Origin of the sequence: Actinosynnema sp. CS-041913 (genome assembly GCF_050942485.1) — a bacterium.
GTDB lineage: Bacteria > Actinomycetota > Actinomycetes > Mycobacteriales > Pseudonocardiaceae > Actinosynnema.
In genome coordinates this window covers 1,409,402-1,428,405 of the sequence record NZ_CP192037.1, presented here as the reverse complement: position 1 = coordinate 1,428,405, position 19,004 = coordinate 1,409,402, and the positions used below count along the sequence as shown (strand labels likewise).

17 protein-coding genes are annotated in these 19,004 nt (G+C 71.5%); 13 read left to right on the top strand and 4 right to left on the bottom strand.

The window, feature by feature from the left end; genetic code table 11:
• The first annotated feature begins 117 nt into the window (after positions 1-117).
• From ACQPZF_RS07040 to ACQPZF_RS07020, 5 genes are all read left to right on the top strand, one after another.
• Complete coding sequence (locus ACQPZF_RS07040) at positions 118-1,524, top strand: GAF domain-containing protein (RefSeq protein ID WP_433269460.1); 1,407 nt, start codon at positions 118-120, stop codon at positions 1,522-1,524.
• Between the two features lie 452 nt (positions 1,525-1,976).
• Positions 1,977-2,588: a DUF402 domain-containing protein gene (locus ACQPZF_RS07035; RefSeq protein WP_433269458.1), complete on the top strand. Its 612-nt coding sequence runs from the start codon at positions 1,977-1,979 to the stop codon at positions 2,586-2,588.
• Positions 2,585-3,199 carry a uridine kinase gene (locus ACQPZF_RS07030; RefSeq protein ID WP_433269456.1) on the top strand — a complete coding sequence of 205 codons (615 nt, stop codon included), beginning with the start codon at positions 2,585-2,587 and terminating at the stop codon, positions 3,197-3,199. Before ACQPZF_RS07035 ends, ACQPZF_RS07030 begins: the two co-directional genes overlap by 4 nt.
• Positions 3,200-3,215: 16 nt before the next feature.
• A complete protein-coding gene (locus ACQPZF_RS07025; protein ID WP_433269454.1) occupies positions 3,216-3,488 on the top strand; it encodes a DUF6412 domain-containing protein in 273 nt (90 codons plus the stop codon).
• Positions 3,489-3,522: 34 nt separating this feature from the next.
• The gene (locus ACQPZF_RS07020; RefSeq protein ID WP_433269452.1) at positions 3,523-4,191 is read left to right on the top strand and encodes a YidC/Oxa1 family membrane protein insertase; all 669 of its coding nucleotides are present in this window, start codon (positions 3,523-3,525) and stop codon (positions 4,189-4,191) included.
• On the opposite strand, the gene ACQPZF_RS07015 is transcribed toward ACQPZF_RS07020, so the two are convergent.
• Together ACQPZF_RS07015 and ACQPZF_RS07010 are read right to left on the bottom strand one after the other, a co-directional pair.
• On the bottom strand, positions 4,097-5,143 hold the full coding sequence (locus tag ACQPZF_RS07015) for a fatty acid desaturase family protein (RefSeq protein ID WP_433269450.1): 1,047 nt from the start codon (positions 5,141-5,143) through the stop codon (positions 4,097-4,099). The genes ACQPZF_RS07020 and ACQPZF_RS07015 overlap by 95 nt on opposite strands.
• A gap of 32 nt (positions 5,144-5,175) precedes the next feature.
• Entirely contained in the window at positions 5,176-6,717 is a 1,542-nt protein-coding gene (locus tag ACQPZF_RS07010; protein ID WP_433269448.1) for a PucR family transcriptional regulator, read from the bottom strand.
• 153 nt (positions 6,718-6,870) lie between these two features.
• Here ACQPZF_RS07010 and pruA point away from each other — a divergent pair, with 153 nt between their 5' ends.
• Positions 6,871-8,496 carry an L-glutamate gamma-semialdehyde dehydrogenase gene (gene pruA, locus ACQPZF_RS07005; RefSeq protein WP_433269446.1) on the top strand — a complete coding sequence of 542 codons (1,626 nt, stop codon included), beginning with the start codon at positions 6,871-6,873 and terminating at the stop codon, positions 8,494-8,496.
• A 3-nt stretch (positions 8,497-8,499) separates the two neighbouring features.
• Positions 8,500-9,423, top strand: a complete 924-nt coding sequence (locus ACQPZF_RS07000) for a proline dehydrogenase family protein (RefSeq protein WP_433269444.1) — start codon at positions 8,500-8,502, stop codon at positions 9,421-9,423.
• Here the strand turns inward: ACQPZF_RS07000 and ACQPZF_RS06995 are convergent.
• The gene (locus ACQPZF_RS06995) at positions 9,410-11,899 is read right to left on the bottom strand and encodes a tetratricopeptide repeat protein (protein WP_433269442.1); all 2,490 of its coding nucleotides are present in this window, start codon (positions 11,897-11,899) and stop codon (positions 9,410-9,412) included. The two genes, ACQPZF_RS07000 and ACQPZF_RS06995, sit on opposite strands and share 14 nt — an antisense overlap.
• Positions 11,900-11,985: 86 nt before the next feature.
• On the opposite strand from ACQPZF_RS06995, the gene ACQPZF_RS06990 reads away from it, so the two are divergent.
• The 4 genes from ACQPZF_RS06990 (at position 11,986) to ACQPZF_RS06975 (ending at position 16,991) form a co-directional block, all read left to right on the top strand.
• On the top strand, positions 11,986-13,656 hold the full coding sequence (locus tag ACQPZF_RS06990) for a bifunctional 3'-5' exonuclease/DNA polymerase (protein ID WP_433269440.1): 1,671 nt from the start codon (positions 11,986-11,988) through the stop codon (positions 13,654-13,656).
• 274 nt (positions 13,657-13,930) lie between these two features.
• Positions 13,931-15,334 (top strand): carbohydrate-binding protein, encoded by a 1,404-nt coding sequence (locus ACQPZF_RS06985; protein ID WP_433269438.1) that lies wholly within the window; start codon positions 13,931-13,933, stop codon positions 15,332-15,334.
• A 287-nt stretch (positions 15,335-15,621) separates the two neighbouring features.
• On the top strand, positions 15,622-16,317 hold the full coding sequence (locus ACQPZF_RS06980) for a carbon-nitrogen hydrolase family protein (protein WP_433269436.1): 696 nt from the start codon (positions 15,622-15,624) through the stop codon (positions 16,315-16,317).
• Entirely contained in the window at positions 16,314-16,991 is a 678-nt protein-coding gene (locus tag ACQPZF_RS06975; RefSeq protein WP_433269434.1) for a helix-turn-helix domain-containing protein, read from the top strand. The genes ACQPZF_RS06980 and ACQPZF_RS06975 overlap by 4 nt, the downstream gene beginning before the upstream one ends.
• Here the strand turns inward: ACQPZF_RS06975 and ACQPZF_RS06970 are convergent.
• Positions 16,973-17,836 carry a hypothetical protein gene (locus tag ACQPZF_RS06970; RefSeq protein WP_433269432.1) on the bottom strand — a complete coding sequence of 288 codons (864 nt, stop codon included), beginning with the start codon at positions 17,834-17,836 and terminating at the stop codon, positions 16,973-16,975. The two genes, ACQPZF_RS06975 and ACQPZF_RS06970, sit on opposite strands and share 19 nt — an antisense overlap.
• Before the next feature lie 187 nt (positions 17,837-18,023).
• Between ACQPZF_RS06970 and ACQPZF_RS06965 the strand changes: the two genes are divergently transcribed.
• Both ACQPZF_RS06965 and ACQPZF_RS06960 read left to right on the top strand, forming a co-directional pair.
• Entirely contained in the window at positions 18,024-18,389 is a 366-nt protein-coding gene (locus ACQPZF_RS06965) for a hypothetical protein (protein WP_433269430.1), read from the top strand.
• Positions 18,390-18,394: 5 nt separating this feature from the next.
• Positions 18,395-19,003 carry a DUF3558 domain-containing protein gene (locus tag ACQPZF_RS06960; protein ID WP_433269428.1) on the top strand — a complete coding sequence of 203 codons (609 nt, stop codon included), beginning with the start codon at positions 18,395-18,397 and terminating at the stop codon, positions 19,001-19,003.
• The last annotated feature ends 1 nt before the right edge of the window (position 19,004 follow it).

Sequence of the window (19,004 nt, the reverse complement as noted above, 5' to 3'; positions counted from 1 at the left end):
ATCGCCGGCGAAGGTAGGGGGCACAACGTTGCAGTCACGTTGCACCCGATCGGAGCATCGATCAGCTTGCCGCCACGTGGAACGGCACGTCATCCTGGGGTGCCCAGGAGGTCCGCCATGCACCCAGACCCGCGCCGGCTCGCCCGTCTGCACGAGGCGACGCTGAGCGGGACCGCGACGTCCGGCGCCCGTCAGGTGATCGTGGAGTCGTGGCGGCGCTCGCTCGCGGCCCGCGTCGACCCGGACCGGCACACGGCGCCCGTCGTGCTGGGCCCCGACGAGGTGGCCGAACGGCGCGGCGCCCACCCGTTGGCGGCGATGCTGCCGATGCTGCGGGAGACGCTGGTCAGCGTCGCCGACGAGACCGAGCACGTGATGATCATCACCGACGAGGGCGGCCACATCCTGTGGTGCGAGGGCGCGGCGTCGGTGCGCGGCCTGGCCGAGCGGGTGCGGCTGACCGAGGGGACGCGGTGGAGCGAGGACGCCATCGGCACGAACGCCATGGGCACCGCGCTCGCCGTGGGCCGCCCGGTGACCGTGCACTCGGCGGAACACCTGGTGCGCACTTATCACGGGTGGACGTGCGCGGCCTCCCCCGTGCGCGACCCGGACACCGGGCGGACGCTCGGCGTCGTGGACGTGAGCGGTCCGCTGAGCAGCATGCATCCGGCGATGAGCGCCCTGGTCTCGACCGCCGCGCGGCTGGTGGAGAGCCAGCTTCACGTGCGACTGGTGACGGAGCACGAACGGCTGCGCTCGGCGAACATCCGACACCTGATCAGCCTGCGCGGCGAACCCGGCGCACTGCTCAGCCCCACCGGCCGGGTGCTGGCGGCCGGCGACGTGCCGGACGAGCGGGTGGACGTGTCGAGCGGCGTGGTGCGGCTGGAAGATGGGCGTGAGGCGGTCGTGGAGCCGTTGGACGAGGGGTATCTGCTCCGCGTGCCACGCCGGAGCGCACGAAGACCGGTGCTGTCGCTGCGGTTCCTCGGCGAACCGAGCGGTTCACTGGACGGCCGTGCCCTGGCCCTCTCACTGCGGCACGCCGAACTGCTGACAGCCCTGGCCCTGCACCCACGCGGTCTCACGGCCGAGCAGTTGGCCTTGCGCCTCTACGGAGAACGCGGCAACCCGACCACCGTGCGGGCCGAGCTGCACCGACTGCGCGCCCAACTCGGCGGAGTGCTGCTGACCAGGCCTTATCGACTGTCAGCCGACGTGCGGGGCGACTTCCTGACCGTGCGTGAAGCGCTGAAGGCAGGCGACGTGCCTTCAGCGGCGGAGGCATACCGAGGCGAACTACTGCCACGTTCCGACGCACCCGTGGTGCGAGAAGAACGCGAGGACCTCGCGGCAGCCGTGCGCAGGGGAGTACTCGACCACGACGACGTCGAAGCACTGTGGACGTACGCAGGCACCGGAGAGGACGCCGAAGCCCTGGAACAGCTCGTCCGACGACTGGACAGCACAGACCCCAGACGCGCACTGGCGGCGGCACGACTGCAACGGGCACTCACCTGAGCTTTGAAATGCTTTTACGCAAAAGGACGGCAGAAGAGGAACCACGGACTCAAAGCGCTCCGTAAGCACGCAGGTCTTGGATAAAGCTGGGAACACTACGCAAAATGACCATATTATCGATGCCCCTGAGCTGCCGGGGGACGGCTGTCAGCGCAACACGCCGCCCGCAGAGCAACCCGCCCAGCCGATCGACTCGCGTTGCTGTGGGCCGCGACCTGGCACCCGCAAGTGCACGTTCCGTAGCGCGTGTGGCGTTCCAGCCGTCCCTGGCAGCTTCAGGGCTTATCGATGATGTGGTCCATTCTCGTAATGTTCCCGGCTTGAGCCCAGACGTGCGTGCTTATGGAGCACTTTGAGTCCGTGGTTTCCCTTCTGCCGTCAAGTTGCTCAGAAAGATGAACCGATGCTCTCGTCTCGGCCTGGTTGGCTTGGTCATCATCTAGGCTGGTGGTATGGGGTTTGAGGGTGGGTTCTTCGCGCCCGGGGACGTGGCGTTGCGTCGTGAAGTGCTGCACGGACGGCCGTGGGCGGTGACACCTACTCGGGTTGTCTTGGACGAGCCTGGGTTGTTGGTCGTCTTCACGGTTCCGGGCACTGTCTTCGGGTTTCCCTCGCACCACTTCCCTCACGGGTGGCAGGTCGCGGGCAACACTCATTGGCGGGGGCACGGCAAGTTGCAGATGCACCGGCCTGGTGCCGCCTACTCCGTCGACCTCTACTGGCAGGGGCCCGATCGGCGGTTCGCCGGCTGGTACCTGAACCTCCAGGACCCGTTCCGTCGCACTTCGCTCGGCTTCGACACGCTCGACCACGAATTGGACTACTGGGTGCCGGTCGAGGGTGGCTGGGTCGAGAAGGACCGCGAGGAGTTCGAGCGGCAGGTCGTGGAGGGCAAGTACACCGCCGAGCAGGGTGCGTCGATCCGCCGCACGGGCAAGGGGATCGAGGCCATGCTCGACGCCGGTGACACGTGGTGGGATCCGAAGTGGGCCGAGTTCGCGCCGGACCCGGACTGGCCGGTGCCCACCCTGCCGGACGGGTGGGAGGACTACCCGCTGCCGTGAAGGTGCGTCCGCTGACACCGGAGACGTTGGTCGCCGAGCTGGTCGACCGGGTCGACGCGTTGCCGCGCTCGGGTCGGGTGCGCGTGATCCTCGACGGCGCGCCGCCCACCCGGCCCGGACGGCTGGCGGACGCCCTCGTGGAGCCGCTGAAGGCCCGAGGGCGGCCGGTCCAGCGCGTGTCGGCCGACGACTTCCTGCGGCCCGCCTCCGTCCGGCTGGAGTTCGGGCACACCGATCCCGACTCGTTCCGGGACAGTTGGCTGGACGCCGACGGGCTCGTCCGGGAAGTGCTGGAACCGCTCGACCCGGGCGGTTCCGGGCGGGTGCTGCCGTCGCTGTGGAACGCGGTCACCGACCGTGCCAGCCGCGCGGACTACGTGACGCTGCCCGAGGGCGGTGTCCTCCTGCTGGACGGCACGCTGCTGCTGGACAAGTGGCTGCCCGCCGAACTCACCGTGCACCTGTGGCTGTCCGACGCGGCACTCGCCCGGCAGACCGAACCCGATCGGCAGTGGACGATCCCCGCCTACGCGGGCTACGAGCCCCGAGCCGATGTGACAGTGCGCTACGACCACCCCGCACGGCCCGCGCTGGTGGGTACAGTCGAGTGAGATCAGGGAGGTGGACATGACCAGGCTGCAGTTGCTGCTCGCGCTGTACCTGCCGGGTCTGTTCGCGCTCACCCTGCTGAACTCGCCCGCCGAGGTGTTGGCGGCGGTGGCGGCGGTGGCCCTCGTGGTGCTGCTGCTGACCGCCGCGCCGGTGGTCGAGGCGCCCGCCTGGGTGCGTTCCCTCTCCTTGCGCGAGAAAGCCCTGAAGACGGCCTTCCTGCGCCTGCGCGACCCCGACGCCGCAGGGCGTCCCCGTCCACGAGCACCGGGACTCGGCCTGAGCGCCTGACGTCCCCGGTTCTCGACAACGACGGAGTACCCCTGTGTTCCACGCCTTGGGCTCAGCCCTGGCGGGCATCGCCACGCCCGCCCTCGCCATCGTCCTGTTCACCGCGGCCGTGAGGCTGCTCATGCACCCGCTCAGCCGCGCCGCCGTGCGCGGTGAGAAAGCCCGCGCCGCGCTCGCGCCCGAGATGCGGGCGCTGAAGGAGAAGTACGGCAAGGACCAGCAGAAGCTCCAGGAGAAGACCATGGAGCTGTACAAGAAGAACGGCACCTCGCTGTTCGCCGGGTGCCTGCCCGCGCTCGTCCAGGTGCCGTTCTTCATGGTCATGTACCGGCTGGTCACCACGCCGAACCCGCTGCTCGACGGCACCCTGTTCGGCACGCCGCTGGGCACGCACTGGCTGGGCGTGTTCGGCCACAACGCGGTGTTCGTCGGCCTGTTCGCGGCCCTGACCGCCGTGGCGTTCGCGACCTCCCGCTGGCAGGCGTGGATCGCCGCGCGGAGCGACGCGCCGCAGCCTCCGTTCGCGAAGGTGCTCCGGCTGCTGCCGTTCGGGACCGTGGCGATCGCCGCGGTCCTGCCGCTGGCGGCCGGTGTCTACCTGCTGACCACTACTGGCTGGACGCTGATCGAGCGAGCTTTCCTGTATCGCGTAGTTCAGCTCCCGCCTCGTGCAGGAACTTCAGCACGTACCCGTACGACCTGAACAGGCCGCACTCGGCGTAGGAGATGTTCCGCTCCCGGCAGAAGTCGCGGACCATCGTCTGCGCCCGGCGCAGGTGGGGGCGCGGCATGTTCGGGAACAGGTGGTGCTCGATCTGGTAGTTCAGGCCGCCGAGCAGGAAGTCGGTGAACCAGCCGCCGGTCACGTTGCGGGACGTCAGGACCTGCTTGCGCAGGAAGTCCAACTGGTGGCCGGCGGTGAGCACCGGCATGCCCTTGTGGTTGGGCGCGAACGAGCACCCCATGTAGACGCCGAACAGGCCCTGGTGGACGGCGATGAACACGACGGCCTTGAGCGGCGACATGACCGTGAACACCAGGCCGAGGTAGCCGATCACGTGCACGGACAGCAGCACGAGTTCCAGCCGCCACCCGCGCACCTCCCGGCGCACGGCGGCGGCGGCGCTGATGATGTGCAGGCTGAAGCCCTCCAGCAGGAGCAGCGGGAAGAACAGCCACGCCTGGTGCTTGACCACGAGCCGGAAGAACCCGCGTTTGCGGACGGCCTGTTCGGCGCTGAACGCGAGCACGGCGATGTCGACGTCCGGGTCCTCGTCCTCGTGGTTGGGGTTGGCGTGGTGGCGGTTGTGCTTGCCCATCCACCAGCCGTAGCCGACGCCGATGAGCAGGTTGCCGAGCACGAGGCCGACCGCCCCGTTGATCTTGTTGGTGGCGAACATCTGCCGGTGGCCGGCGTCGTGGCCGAGGAACGCGATCTGGGTGAACACGACGGCGAGCAGGGCCGCGAGGCCGAGCTGCCACCAGGAGTCACCGACCCACACCACGGCGGCGAGGGTCGTCCCCAGTGCGGCGACGGCGCCGACCAGGCACAAGACGTAGAAGCCGATCCGGCGGTCGAGCAGACCCGCCTGCTTGACCGACCTGGACAACTCCGCGAAGTCACTGCCGCGCCTGGGCGACGCATCGAGGTTCACGGCCGCAGCGTAAGGGGCGGGCGGTGAAGCGCTCAGCCCAGCCTTAGTTGCAACTGGGCGAACAACCGGAGGAGAGGGTCCTCCACGTCGAATTCGCCGATTTCGGCGGCCCGCCGCACCCGGTACCGCAGGGTGTTCGGGTGGACGTGCAGGCGGGCGGCGGCGGAGCGCACGTCGCCGAACGCGTCCAGGTAGGCCAGCAGCGAGCGCGCCAGTTCCGCATCGAGCCTCTCCAGGCGCGGATCGCGGATGCGGGGGTGCTCGGCGAGCAGCGCCAGGATCTCGCTGACCAGCACCTGCGATCGGACGTCGGCCAGCGTGGCGACCTCGGCGTCCAGGTCGCGGGCCATCGCGTCGAGCACCCGGTCGGCCTCGTTGCGGGAGATCATCACCTCGTCCACGGTGGCCACCGTGGAGCCGATCGCGCCCTGCACGCGCAGGCCCATGTGCTTGCGCGCGGCGGCCACGATCTCCCTGGTCAGCGCCAGCAGCGGGGCGGTCGGGGGCAGGTCGGGCAGCAGCACGTAGGTGCGCCCGGCGGACTGGCTGACCAGCGCGCTGCGCCGGTACGCGGCGGCGTGCACGGAGATCAGCCCGGTCATCTCGGTGCGGCGCAGCTCGTGCTGGGTGCGGTCGGCGCTCTCCTGGCCGCGCAGGGCGAACACGACGACGGCGGCGGGTTTGGCCGGGTCCGCGCCGATCTGCTCGGCGACCGACGCGGCGTCCATCCGGCCGTCGAGCAGGGAGACCAGCAGGTTCTCCCGGAACGCGGCGGTCGGCTCGCGCTGCTGCACGAGGTGCAGGGCGGTGACGCGGGCCGCGCCGAGCAGCGCCCGCTCGGACTGCTCGGTCAACGGGGTGGCGCCCTCCTGGACCCAGATCGTGCCCAGCGGCTGGCTGCCCGCGTGGATGCCGACCGCGATGCGGCGGCGGATGCCCAGCTCGGGCCGCTCGTCGATCCGCACGACCTCCTCGCCGGAGCGGAGCCGCTGGTAGAAGCCCCACTCGCGGAGCATCTTGAGGTACGGCTCCGGCCCCTGGCGGCCCAGGATGGACAGCCGGCGCAGCTCGTCCACCTCGTCGGAGGACCGGGAGTAGGCCAGCACGCGGCTCGCGGTGTCCTCGATGCTCACGATGCCGCCGGTCAGCGCTGCGATCGTCTGGGCCAGCGCGAACAGGTCGCCGAGCACCTCGCCCGCGTCCGCGGCGGCGGTCAGCCGGGCACTGCTCACCACGCCCCTGACCAGCGACTCCAGGTGCTCCCACCGCACCTCGGGCCGCACCGCCAGCAGCGCCACGCCCACGTCCGCCGCCGCCTGCCGCAGCACCGGGGCGGGCGTGTCGATCTTGACCGCGACCGCCGCCGCGCCACCCTGCCCGGCGGCTTTGACCAGCGGCAACGCCGCGCGACCGCGAGCGCCGATGACCAGCGCGAGATCCCCCGGCCGCACGTCGGGCACGTCGTCCGGGTCCAGGATGACCACGTCGTGCACGTCGACCTCAAGGCCGTGCGGCGCGATCTGGATCTCCACCAGGGGGTCGCCGAGCGCGATCAGCACCTGCCGCAGGCTCACCCCGACCCTCCTTCGGTCGGCAGCCGACCGGCCGCACGTTTGTCCGCCCGCACAACGGCAGGGCCGCAAGCCTAGACGGGAGGACAACGGTGCGCACGCTCGGCGGTCCTACCGTGAGGGGACACAACCTTGTGGCGAAGGAGCTGCTCTCTCGTGGATGCCGTGACCAGGGTTCCCGCGCCGGTGAACGAGCCCGTCCTCAGCTACGCCCCCGGCACCCCGGAGCGCGCGCGGCTGCAGGCGGAGCTGGCCGGACTGGCCAAGGAGCCCACCGAACTGACCCTGACCGTCGGTGGCGAGCAGCGGGTGGGCGGTGGCGAGCGCTTCGACGTCGTCCAGCCGCACAACCACCGCGCCGTCCTGGGCACCCTGCACGGCGCGACCCGACAGGACACCGCCGACGCCATCGAGGCCGCCCGGCAGGCCGCCCCGGCGTGGCGCGCGCTGTCCTTCGACGACCGCGCCGCGATCCTGCTCAAGGCCGCCGACCTGCTGGCCGGCCCGTGGCGGCAGACGCTCAACGCGGCGACCATGCTGGGCCAGTCCAAGACCGCGATCCAGGCGGAGATCGACGCCGCGTGCGAGCTGATCGACTTCTGGCGCTTCAACGTGGCGTTCGGCCGGGAGCTGACCGCCGAGCAGCCGCAGTCCTCCCCCGGCGTGTGGAACCGCACCGACCACCGCCCGCTGGAGGGCTTCGTCTACGCGGTCACGCCGTTCAACTTCACCGCCATCGCGGGCAACCTGCCCACCGCCCCGGCGCTGATGGGCAACGTGGTGCTGTGGAAGCCGTCGCCCACGCAGTCCTTCGCCGCGCACCTGACCATGCGGCTGCTCGAAGAGGCCGGCATGCCGCCGGGCGTGATCAACCTGCTGCCCGGTGACGGCCTGGCCGTGTCCGAGGTCGCGTTGCGGCACCCGGACCTGGCGGGCATCCACTTCACCGGTTCCACGAAGACGTTCCAGCACCTGTGGGGCCAGGTCGGCGCGAACATCGCCGGCTACCGCTCGTACCCGCGCATCGTCGGCGAGACCGGCGGCAAGGACTTCGTGCTCGCGCACCCGTCGGCGGACATCGACGTGCTGCGCACCGCGCTGGTCCGGGGCGCGTTCGAGTACCAGGGCCAGAAGTGCTCGGCCGCGTCCCGCGCGTACATCCCGCGCTCGGTGTGGAACCGGATGAAGGACGACTTCATCGCCGACGTCGAGTCGCTGACCATGGGCGACGTCAACGACTTCTCGAACTTCCTCGGCGCGGTCATCGACCGGCGCTCGTTCGACAAGCTGTCCGGCGTGCTGGAGGCCGCGCGGGGCGACGCGCAGTTGGAGATCGCGGCCGGCGGCACGGCCGACGACTCCGAGGGCTTCTTCGTGCGCCCGACCGTGCTGCTGGGCAGCAACCCGGAGCACGAGGTGTTCAGCACCGAGTACTTCGGCCCGGTGCTCGCGGTGCACGTGTTCGACGACGCCGACTACGACACCGTGCTCAAGCAGATGGAGAGCGCCGCCCCGTACGGCCTGACCGGCGCGGTCATCGCGCGGGACCGGGCGGCCATCGCGCACGCGCAGAACGAGCTGCGGTTCGCCGCGGGCAACTTCTACGTCAACGACAAGCCCACCGGCGCGGTCGTCGGCCAGCAGCCGTTCGGCGGCGGGCGCGCGTCGGGCACCAACGACAAGGCCGGCTCGGTGCACAACCTGCTGCGGTGGGTGAGCCCCCGGTCGATCAAGGAGACGTTCGCGGCTCCGACCTCCTACCGCTACCCGCACCAGGGGTGACCCATGCTCCGCTCCACACTGCTCGCCGCCTCGCGATCCGGGGCCATCCGCGGGCTAGTCGAACGCACGCCGCTGACCCGGCCGGTCGTCAAGCGCTTCGTCTCCGGTGACGACGTGGACGCCGCGATCGCCACCACCGGCGAGGTGCTGGCCGACGGCCGCCTCGTCACGCTCGACCACCTCGGCGAGGACACCCGCGACGCGGCGCAGGCCACCGCCACCGTCGACGCGTACCTGGAACTGTTGCGGCGCTTGGAGACCGCGGGCTACGCGGACCGGGCCGAGGTGTCCGTGAAGCTGTCCGCGGTGGGCCAGTTCCTGCCCGTGGACGGCGAGAAGACCGCCCTGGAGAACGCGCGGCGGATCTGCGCGGCGGCGGGCGTCGTCGGCACCACGGTCACCCTGGACATGGAGGACCACACCACCACCGACTCGACGCTGGGCATCCTGCGCGAGCTGCGGGTCGACTTCCCGTGGGTGGGCGCGGTGCTCCAGGCGTACCTGAAGCGCACCGAGCAGGACTGCCGGGACCTGGCGCACGCCGGGTCGCGGGTCCGGCTGTGCAAGGGCGCGTACCAGGAGCCGGCTTCGGTCGCGTTCCAGGACAAGGCGGACGTGGACTTGTCGTACGTGCGCTGCCTGAAAATCCTGATGGCGGGCGAGGGTTATCCGATGGTGGCCTCGCACGACCCCCGGCTGGTCGCGATCGCGGCGGACCTGGCGGCGAAGCGGTCCAAGGACAGCTACGAGTTCCAGATGCTGTACGGGATCCGGCCCGAGGAGCAGCGCCGCCTCGCCGCCGCGGGCAACCGGATGCGCGTCTACCTGCCCTACGGCGACGAGTGGTACGGCTACTTCATGCGGCGGCTGGCGGAGCGCCCGGCGAACGTGGCGTTCTTCCTGCGGTCGCTGATCACGAAGAACTAGGCCAGTCGCGGGCGACCATCGCCTGGGTCCGGGCGCGCGCGGCCTTCGGGTCGGGGTGCGCCCGGACCACTTCCTCCACCGCCTCGACGGCGCGGACGAACCGGTCCGGCGCGGCCTTCGCGGCGCGCAGCACCATGACCGCCTTGTGCGCCAACGACAACGCCTGGTCCAGGTGGACGTCGGCCGCCGCGCACAGCCGGGCGTAGCAGGTGAGCGCCTCGGCGTAGCGGAGGTCGGCCGCCAACTCGTCCGGCGTCCGGCTCAGGTGCCACACCAGCACGGCCAGCCGCGCGCGGGCCACCGCCTCCGGATGCGCCACGTCGCGCATCAGCACGGCGGTCCGGTGCACGGCCGCGGCGAAGGCGACCGGCGCGCCCCGGTGGCGTCCGATCAGGTCCCGCCAGACCTCGGCGGCCCGTTCGGCCTGCCGCAGCGCCGACTCGTCGTGCCCCGCCGACGCCAGCGCGTCGGCCAGCAGGTGCAGCGCGGACGCCAGCTCCCCGCCGCGCGCCACCGGAAGTCGGAGCCGTTCGACGGCCGGCAGGTCGTCCACGATCATCCGGGCCTCCAGCTCACGGCCCTCGGCGAGCAGCAGCCGCGCCAGCCGGGCTTGGGCGACGGCGAGGTCCACCCGGTGGCTCGCGGGAAACCTGTCGGCCAAGGGCCGCACCAGTGCCACGGCCTCCTCGGCGACCGCCACCTTGTCCGGCCGGGCGAGCAGGTCGGCCTGTCCGCCCAGCGCGGCGGCCAGTTCGCCGACCGCCCGCGGGTCGCCGTCCCGCGCCACCCGCCGCCACACCAGCACCGACTCCCCGGACGCCGCCGACGCCTCGGACCGGCGTTCCGAATGGCACAGCACGGTGCTGAGGTTGCCCAGCGCCGCGGCCAGGTCCGGCTCGAAGACCCGCGGGTTGGCGGCGGCCAGCCGACGCAGCACGTCGATCGACTCGCGCACCACCACGGCCGCCTCCTCGTGCCGCCCGAACGCCGACAGCAGTGCCGCGACCGACGCCAGCGTGCGCGCGAACTCGGCTTCGTAGCGGGGATCGGCGTCCGCCACGGCCCGCCACCGCACGACCGCCGACTCCGCCGCGCGGGTGGCCTCCTCGGGGCGCTCCGCGTCGAACAGCCGCACGGCGAGGTGGTGCGTGACCTTGGCGAGGTCCAGCCGGAACAGCGCCGGGTTGCGCTCGGAGACCTCCTCGTAGAGCCGCGCGGCCCGGCCGGTCGCGGCCACCGCCTCGTCCCGGCGGCCCAGTGCCGCGTGTCGCAGTGCGAGTTGGTCGAGCGCGGCGGCGAGTTGGGGCGCGCAGTCCCGGTCGTCCTCGGCGACCAGCCGGCACAGCTCCACGGCTTCCTCGGACGCGGCCAGCGCCTCCTCGTTCCGGTTCACGGCGACCAGCCTCAACCCCAGGTCTCCCACGGCATCGGCGAGCGCCGGGCGGTACTCGGCCGGGTCTTCGCCGACCAGTTCCCGGTAGAGCGCGACCTCCTGGCGTGCCGACTCCAGGGCTTCCTCGCGGAGCGCGGCGAGGGCCGCCCGGGCGCCCAGCATCCCGTGCAGCTCGGCGCGTTCCAGCTTTCCTCCCGCGCTGTCGTGCAGGAGGGTGCGGGTCAGGACGGCGGGCAGGGCGTCGCAGTGGAAGCGGGGGTCGTTGAACACGTGCCGGGCGACGGCTCTGGCCGCGGCCGGCCGCTCGGCGAGCACCGTCAGGCTCGCGGCGCTGACGACGCCGGCGAGTTCCGGGTTCGTGGTGAACAGCTCTTCGGCGCGGCGCAACGCGTGCGGCCACCGCTCGGCGGCGCGGAGCAGGGTTTCCAGGGCGTCCGGCGTGCGCTCGGGCTCGATCCGGTCGTCCAGCAGCGTCACCGCCAGCACGTCCTCGGCGAGCCGTCCCCTGGTCGGCGGGGTCGGGTCCACGTCGGACAGCCAGCGCACCAGCTCCACCGGGTCGTCGGCGGGTGAGCCGTGCACGGCGGCGAGGGCGGCCAGGTGGACGTCGTGCAGGGTGTCGGCGGGTGGCGGCGGTGTGGTGGGGCGCGGTCGGCCGAGGACGTCGGCGAAGTGCGCGCAGGCGGACGCGAACGACATGCCGTGGTCGGCCGGGCGGGCGGTCAGCTCCAGCTCGGCGGCGGCGTAGTCGAGATCGCCCGCCCGCTGGCGGATCGCCGACCACCACCAGCCCGTGCGCCGGGCCACCAGGAGGACCCGGGCGCTCTGCTCCTGCAACACGCCGTGCAGTTCCTGCCAGTGGATCAGCTCCGCGTCGTCGACCACCCGGACCCCGTCGTCGGCGAACCGGCGCGCGAGCCGGGTCTTGCCGACCCCGGACGGGCCGTGCAGCAGGAGGACGGACGACCGGCTGCCCCCGTCACGCCACCGGGCGAGGGCCGCCGACTCGCGCACCCGGCCGTGGAAGGGCACCACCTCGTGCCGGGGGTCCAGCAGCTCACCGGGTGACAGGATCCGATCCACACCGCACATACTGCCGGGCTTCCCGTGACACGAACGGGCGACGCCGCGACCCGGAATTGTCGTACCCCCGGTGCACAATCCGAAGCATGCTCGTCGCCTTGGTCGCCCACGGGGAGAACACCGGTCGGATCCGGCTGCTCTCCGACTCGGGTGTGCCCGAAGGGCCGGTGGTGGAGACGGCCGACCTGGCGTCCGCGGTGGCCGGGCTGGAGGGGTCGAGGCCGCGCTGGCTGTGGGCGTCGACGGCCGAGGTCTACCCCGGGCTGCTGGCGCGGGGCGTGCGCGTGGAGCGGTGCCTGGACCTGTACCACGTGGAGACGCTGCTGCTGGCCTACCAGGGCAGGCATCGGGAGCCACGCGGTCTGGGCGCGGCGGTCGCCCGGCTGCGCGGGCTGCCCGTGCCGGAGGACCACGGGCCGCGCAAGCGCGACACCCAGCCGACGTTGTTCGAGCCGGAACGGGAGCCGCTGCCCGGCGCCGCGGACCCGCTGGAAGCGCTGACAGCGGTGCACGCCGAGCAGCAGCGCGCCGTGGCCGGGCTGGGCCACGCCGACGAGCTGCGGCTGCTGTTCGCCGCCGAGTCGGCCAGCGCCCTGGCCGCCGCGGAGATGACGCACCACGGGCTGCCGTGGCGGGCGGACGTGCACGAGGAGCTGCTGGTGGAGCTGCTCGGGCCCAAGCCGGTGAACGGGGCGCGGCCGGCCAGGCTGGCGGACCTGGCGGACCGGATCACGGCGGCGTTCGGGGGCCGTCCGGTCAACCCGGACCACCCGGGCGGCATCGTGCGGGCGTTCGGGCGGGAGGGCATCGACATCCCGTCGGCGCGGGCGTGGGTGCTCAAGGGTGTCGACCACCCGGCGGTGGAGCCGTTGCTGGCGTACAAGGAGCTGGCCAGGCTGTGGGTGGCGCACGGCTGGTCGTGGCTGGACCAGTGGGTGTCCGAGGGCCGGTTCAGACCGGACTACGTGGTGGGCGGCGTGGTGTCCGGCCGGTGGGCGACGCGCGGCGGGGCGGCGTTGCAGATCCCGCGCACGCTGCGCCGGGCGGTGCTGGCCGATCCGGGGTGGCGGCTGGTGGCGGCGGACGCGGCGCAGCTTGAGCCGCGTGTGCTGGCGGCGTTGTCGGGCGACCGCAGGCTGGCCGAGGTGTCCGGCGACGACGACCTGTACACGAACCTCGCGGCGGACGCGTTCGACGGCGACCGGGGCCGGGCGAAGATCGCCATGCTGTCCGCGATGTACGGCGGCACCAGCGGCGAGGCCGGTCCGCTGCTGGCGGTGCTGCGAAGACGTTTCCCCGACGCGGTCGGGTACGTCGAGGCAGCGGCGACAGCCGGCGAACAGGGCCGGTTGGTGCGGTCCAGGCTGGGCCGGACGAGCCCGCCGCCGTCGGACGCGTGGCGCGAGGTGACCGGCAACGCGGACGAGGGCGAGGACGCGATCCGCCAGTCCCGCCGGGTCGCCCGCGAGTGGGGCAGGTTCACCCGCAACTTCGTCGTGCAGGCCAGCGCGGCGGACTGGACGGCGGCCCTGCTCGGCGCGCTGAGACGCCGCCTGCACCAGTCCGCGCCGGGCGCCCACCTGGTGTTCTTCCAACACGACGAGGTCCTGGTCCACTGCCCGGCCGACTCGGCGGACACCGTGTGCGCGGAGGTGACAGCCGCCGGCGCGGAGGCGTCCCGCCTCGTCTTCGGCGACACCCCGGTCCGCTTCCCGCTCAAGGCCGTGCCGGTGGCCAGTTACGCCGACGCGAAGTAGTCCCGACCGGCAACCGCACCCACGAGCCCACCGGCCCCGCAACCGCACCCCGGTCCCCGGCAACCGCGCACCCTGCCCACCGGTTCGCGGCAACCACACTTCGGCCGATCCACCGAGGCCGGGCGACCGCCTGAATCCGCCGAACCCCGCTCGCGGCGGCTACCGACCATGCATTACGCCAATCGGTTGATTGAGTCTCCATCGTGAGAGCGCTCTCATGGTGCAGTCCGAATTTGTTGCCGTGCCGAACCAGTGACAAGGAGGTCACCGCCGCATGGAACCCAGCCGACGACGGCGCATGCCGACCACCGCCGCCGCTCTGCTCGCCGCCCTGCTCACCGCCGTTCCCGCCGCGGTCTTCGCCACGATCTCGGCCGGCGCCACGGTGCCTCCCGCCCAACAAGGCTGGACGGTCCAGTGGAGTGACGACTTCACCGGCCCCGCGAACACCCTGCCCGCCGGCTCGGACTGGATCATCGACCTCGGCCACGGCTACCCGGGCGGACCGGGCAACTGGGGCACCGGGGAGGTCCAGAACTACACGAACTCCACCGACAACATCAAACTCGACGGCGCGGGCAACCTGCGCATCACCGCGCTTCGCGACGGCGCGGGCAACTGGACGTCGTCCCGCATCGAGACCCGACGCGCCGACTTCCGGCCACCGGCGGGCGGCAAGATGGCCATGGAGAGCCGCATCCAGATGCCGAACGTCACCGGCAGCGCCGCACTCGGCTACTGGCCCGCGTTCTGGGCGCTCGGCTCCTCCTACCGCGGCAACTACTGGAACTGGCCGGGCATCGGCGAGTTCGACGTCATGGAGAACGTCAACGGCCTCAACTCCGTCTGGGGCGTGCTGCACTGCGGCGTCAACCCCGGCGGGCCGTGCAACGAGACGTCCGGCCTCGGCAACAGCCGCGCGTGCCCCGGCGCCTCCTGCCAGTCCGCGTTCCACACGTACCGCTTCGAGTGGGATGAAAGCGTCAGCCCCAAGCAACTGCGCTGGTACGTGGACGGTCAGCAGTTCCACGCCGTCAGCGAGAACCAGTTCGACGCGGGCACGTGGCGGAACATGACCTCGCACGCCGGCTACTTCCTCCTGCTGAACCTGGCCATCGGCGGAGCCTTCCCCGACGCCCTGGCGGGCAGCCGAACCCCGACCGCCGCCACCGTGCCCGGCCACTCACTGGTGGTCGACTACGTATCCGTGTCGACGGCAGGCAGCACCAACCCGCCGACCACCACGACGACCACCCCGCCCGGCGGCTCCGGCTGGGACGCGTACGGCGAGATCCAGGCCGAAGACGCGACGACGAGGTCCGGCGGCATCCTGGAACCGGCGTCCGAAGGCGGCCAGGACATCGGCCGGCTGAAGAACGGCGACTCCCTGCGCTTCTCCGGCGTGCGCTTCGGCTCCGGCACCGCGCGGCAGTTCATCGCACGGGCGGCGTCCGGCGCGGCAGGGGGCGTCAGCGGCCTGGTGGAAGTCCGGCTGGACAGTCCGACCGCGACCCCGATCGGCAGCTTCGCCATCGCCAACACCGGCGGCTGGCAAACCTGGCGAACCGTGCCCGCGAACATCTCCGGCGTCACCGGCACGCACGACGTCTACATCACCTTCACCAGCGGCCAACCCGCCGCCTACACAAGCGTGAACTGGCTGAAGTTCGCACCGTGACCAGTGGCGGGCCCGGAACTCCCACCCCATCCGAGGCCCGCCACTCCACAACCCCAACCCGCGCCACTCCACCAAGTCACCCACCGCACCCTGCCCCTCCGCACCGCAGCGCGCCTCACCTCTCCACCGCACCCCGCCGCACCGCACCGCACCTCACCTCGCCCACCGCACCCCACCGCACCGCACCGCACCTCACCTCACCTCGCCCACCGCACCGCGCCTCATCACTCAAGCCCCGCCCACCGGGCCCGCTGCCGCACCCACCCGACCCGGTTAGGCTGGCTTCCGTGCAGGTAGCCGCGATCCAGACCACGCCCGTACCCGACCTGGCGGGCAACGCCGCGGAGCACGCCCGCCTGATCGCCGAGGCCGCCACGCGAGGCGCGCACGTGTGCGTCTTCCCCGAACTGTCGCTGACCGGCTACACCCTCGACCCCACCCGAGCGTTCACCGAAGACGACGACCACTGGGCCCCGATCCGCTCCGCCTGCGCGTCCAACGACACCTACGCCCTGGTAGGCGCACCACTGTCCACTCCGGACGGTCCTCAGGTGGCCACCGTCGTGATCGGACCGACCGGCGAAACCCTCGGCCACTACGCGAAACGCCACCTGCACGGAGCAGAGACCGAGCGGTACACGCCCGGCGACCACCACCTGCTGCTGGAAGTCGACGGCTGGACCCTGGGCCTGGCGGTCTGCGCCGACGCCGCCGCCCCGTCCCACGCGGTCGAGGTGTCGGCGGGTGGCGCGGACGTCTACGTGGTGAGCGCCCTGTACACCAACGGTTCCGAGAGTCGCATCGCGGAGCAACTGGGCCACGCCGCGGGCCTCGGCATGTGGGCGGTGCTGGCGCAGTTCACCGGGCACACCGGCGGCTACGACACGTGCGGCGGCAGTGGCGTGTGGCGTCCTGGCGGCGCTGTCGAGATCCGACTGGGCCGTGACCCCGGCATCGCCGTGGCGACGCTGACCCGACCATGAACACCTACGTCGAACACCCGGCCGCCGGACTGGACTGCGTCTGGCGGCGGACGTCGTCGACACCCATCGTCGGCCGGGTGGTGCCCGACGGCTGCACGGACATCATCTGGTCCTCCGCGGGCACTCTCTTCGTGGCCGGCCCCGACACCACCGGCCACATGACCACGACGCGTCCGGGCACCTTGTTCGGCGTCCGCTTCGGCCCCGGCGTCGGCCCGTCGGCATTCGGCGTCCCGGCCCACGCCCTACGCGACCTGAGAGTCCCGCTGGCCGAACTCTGGGGCCCCTCCGCCGCCTTGGAGGACGCCCTGGCCACAGCGGACGACCCGTGCGCCGTACTCGCCACCGCCGCCCGCGACCGCCTGCGCGCCACCCCACCCGACCCGCTGACCACGGCGATCGCGGCGGCGACGCCCGGGTCCTCCGTCGCCGCCCTCGCCGACGACCTGGGCCTGAGCACCCGCCAACTGCACCGCCGAAGCCTCGACGCGTTCGGCTACGGCCCGAAAGTCCTGCACCGCGTGCTCCGCTTCGACCGTGCGATGAAACTGGCGTGGACGGGCGTGCCGTTCGCCGACGTGGCCCACCGCACCGGCTACGCCGACCAGGCCCACCTGTCCCGCGAGGTGAAGGACCTGGCCGGCGTCCCACTCGGTCAGTTGATCCGGCCGTAGGCGCGCAACGTCAGCAACGCCACGATCGTGACGATCGGCCGCCACTCGTACGTGGTCACCGGAGTCCACGCGGGCCAGGGGAACGTCCACCCGCCGTCGTCCTGCTGCGCCTGCTCAAGCTGGTCGAGGTCACGGGAGATCTCCTCGTCGGTGAACCACCGCCGAGCCAGGCTGTCCGGCGCGGACGCGTAGTGATGAGGCTTGTGCGTCTCCCCCGCCGCATACCCGACCGGAGCCTGACCGTCCCCGAGATCCACCAGCCCCTGCTCCCGGACCAACTCGCCGAGCCGGGCGGCCTCCTCCTCGGCCCGCGCACGGTCGGGCACGTGGTCGAGGAACGCCACACAGGCGGCAACCTCGTACGGGTGCGACTTGTCCAGCATCCCGATCCGGTCCCAGCAGAACTCCGTAGCCTTCCCCAGCCACGGATGGTCCGCGCCGAACTGGTGGAGCACACTCGCGACCAACGCCGTCATCAGCAGATCGCTGTCCCCGGACACCTGCCACCAGGGCGCACGGGGGTGGTCCCGCGCGGTCGCAAGACAGTTCGGCACCCCACCGTCCGGATTGGCAACGGAAGCGAGAAACCCCGCCGCCCCACCGACGAACCGGTCGTCCCCCACCTCATGACACAGGCTCAACGCCGTGAAGGTGTGCAACGGCTGACTGGAAGGCCCCCGCCCATCGGGCTCCAGAGCATGCCCGAACCCACCGTCGTCATTCCGATAGGCAGCCACCGCCGCCACCACGGGCTCCGCCGCCCCGCCGTCGAACAGCCACGCGAACCGCCGCTGCTCCAACACACGCGCGTTGCGCCACAGAAAAGACCTGGCTGCTTCGATCATGCCGCCGACCCTAGGCCCGCCCACCACCCGGGGTCTTGAACGAATCGGACACCATCCCCCGCCAGGAGTAACCCCACCGAACTCCCGGACGCCACCCGACCGCTATGTCATCATTGATCGCGTAGTTGGCGTGAGGGGAGCGCGAGCGATGTTCGACGCTGGTGGCGGGGGTGCGAAGCTCGGTTTCGTGGCCGACACGGTCGCGAAGGGGCCGGGCGCGGGGTTCGTGACGACGAAGACCAAGTTCTTCGTCGATCCCGGCGAGGCGCAGCGGCTGATCGACGGCCTGAAGCAGGCGCTGGAGAAGCTGATCGAGACACGGGACACCGCCGAGGAGATCACTTTCACCGGCTCGCCCGGCAAGGACGTCTACAGCGGATTCGCGACGCTCGCGATCCACAAGACGGCCGGCAGCGAAGAGGGCGGCTATAGCTGGGCCAACCAGAAGGCGCAAGAGGCGCTGGAGAACACGATCGAGAACATCACGAAGGCGCTGGACGAGTACAAGGGCACCGATTCGGCCGCCGCCGACGCACTGAAGCCGAAGGACTGAATTCCTTGAACCGCACTATCCGGACCGTTCTCGTCGTCGGTGCGGTCACCGCTGCCCTTGCCGCGTGCACCTCGAAAGAGGTGGGCGGCAATCCGACTTCGGCGCCCGCCACCGACACCTCGTCCGCCAAGCCGACGGAGAGCAGCTCACCGTCGAGCAACGAGCCGACCCTGGACATCGAGAAATTCGTCAGCGCGCCTTGCACCATCCTCACGCAGGCCCAGCAGACGGCACTCGGCACCTTCCGCGAGGCCAAAGCCGGGGAGGACGGGGTCAACGGCCCTAGCTGCACCTACCAGGGCAAAGACGTGCTGGAGAACTCGAGCTTCACGATCGTTCTCGCCGTCAAGGGCAACACGTTCGACGATGCCGTCAAGGACGGCGACACGAAGTTCCCGGTCTTCCAGGAAACCAAGATCGAGGGATACCGGGCAGCCAGCTTCGACGGCACGGACGGCAAACGGCACTGCAACACCGCGATTCGCACTTCCGACCGGACTTTCGTCCTGATCCAGGGCAGCATCGCGAAGAACGACACCAAACTGAATGACGGCAAAGCGTGCGGCACGACCGAGCGGGTCGCCGCCACGGTCATCGGGAACCTGAAGGGGTAGT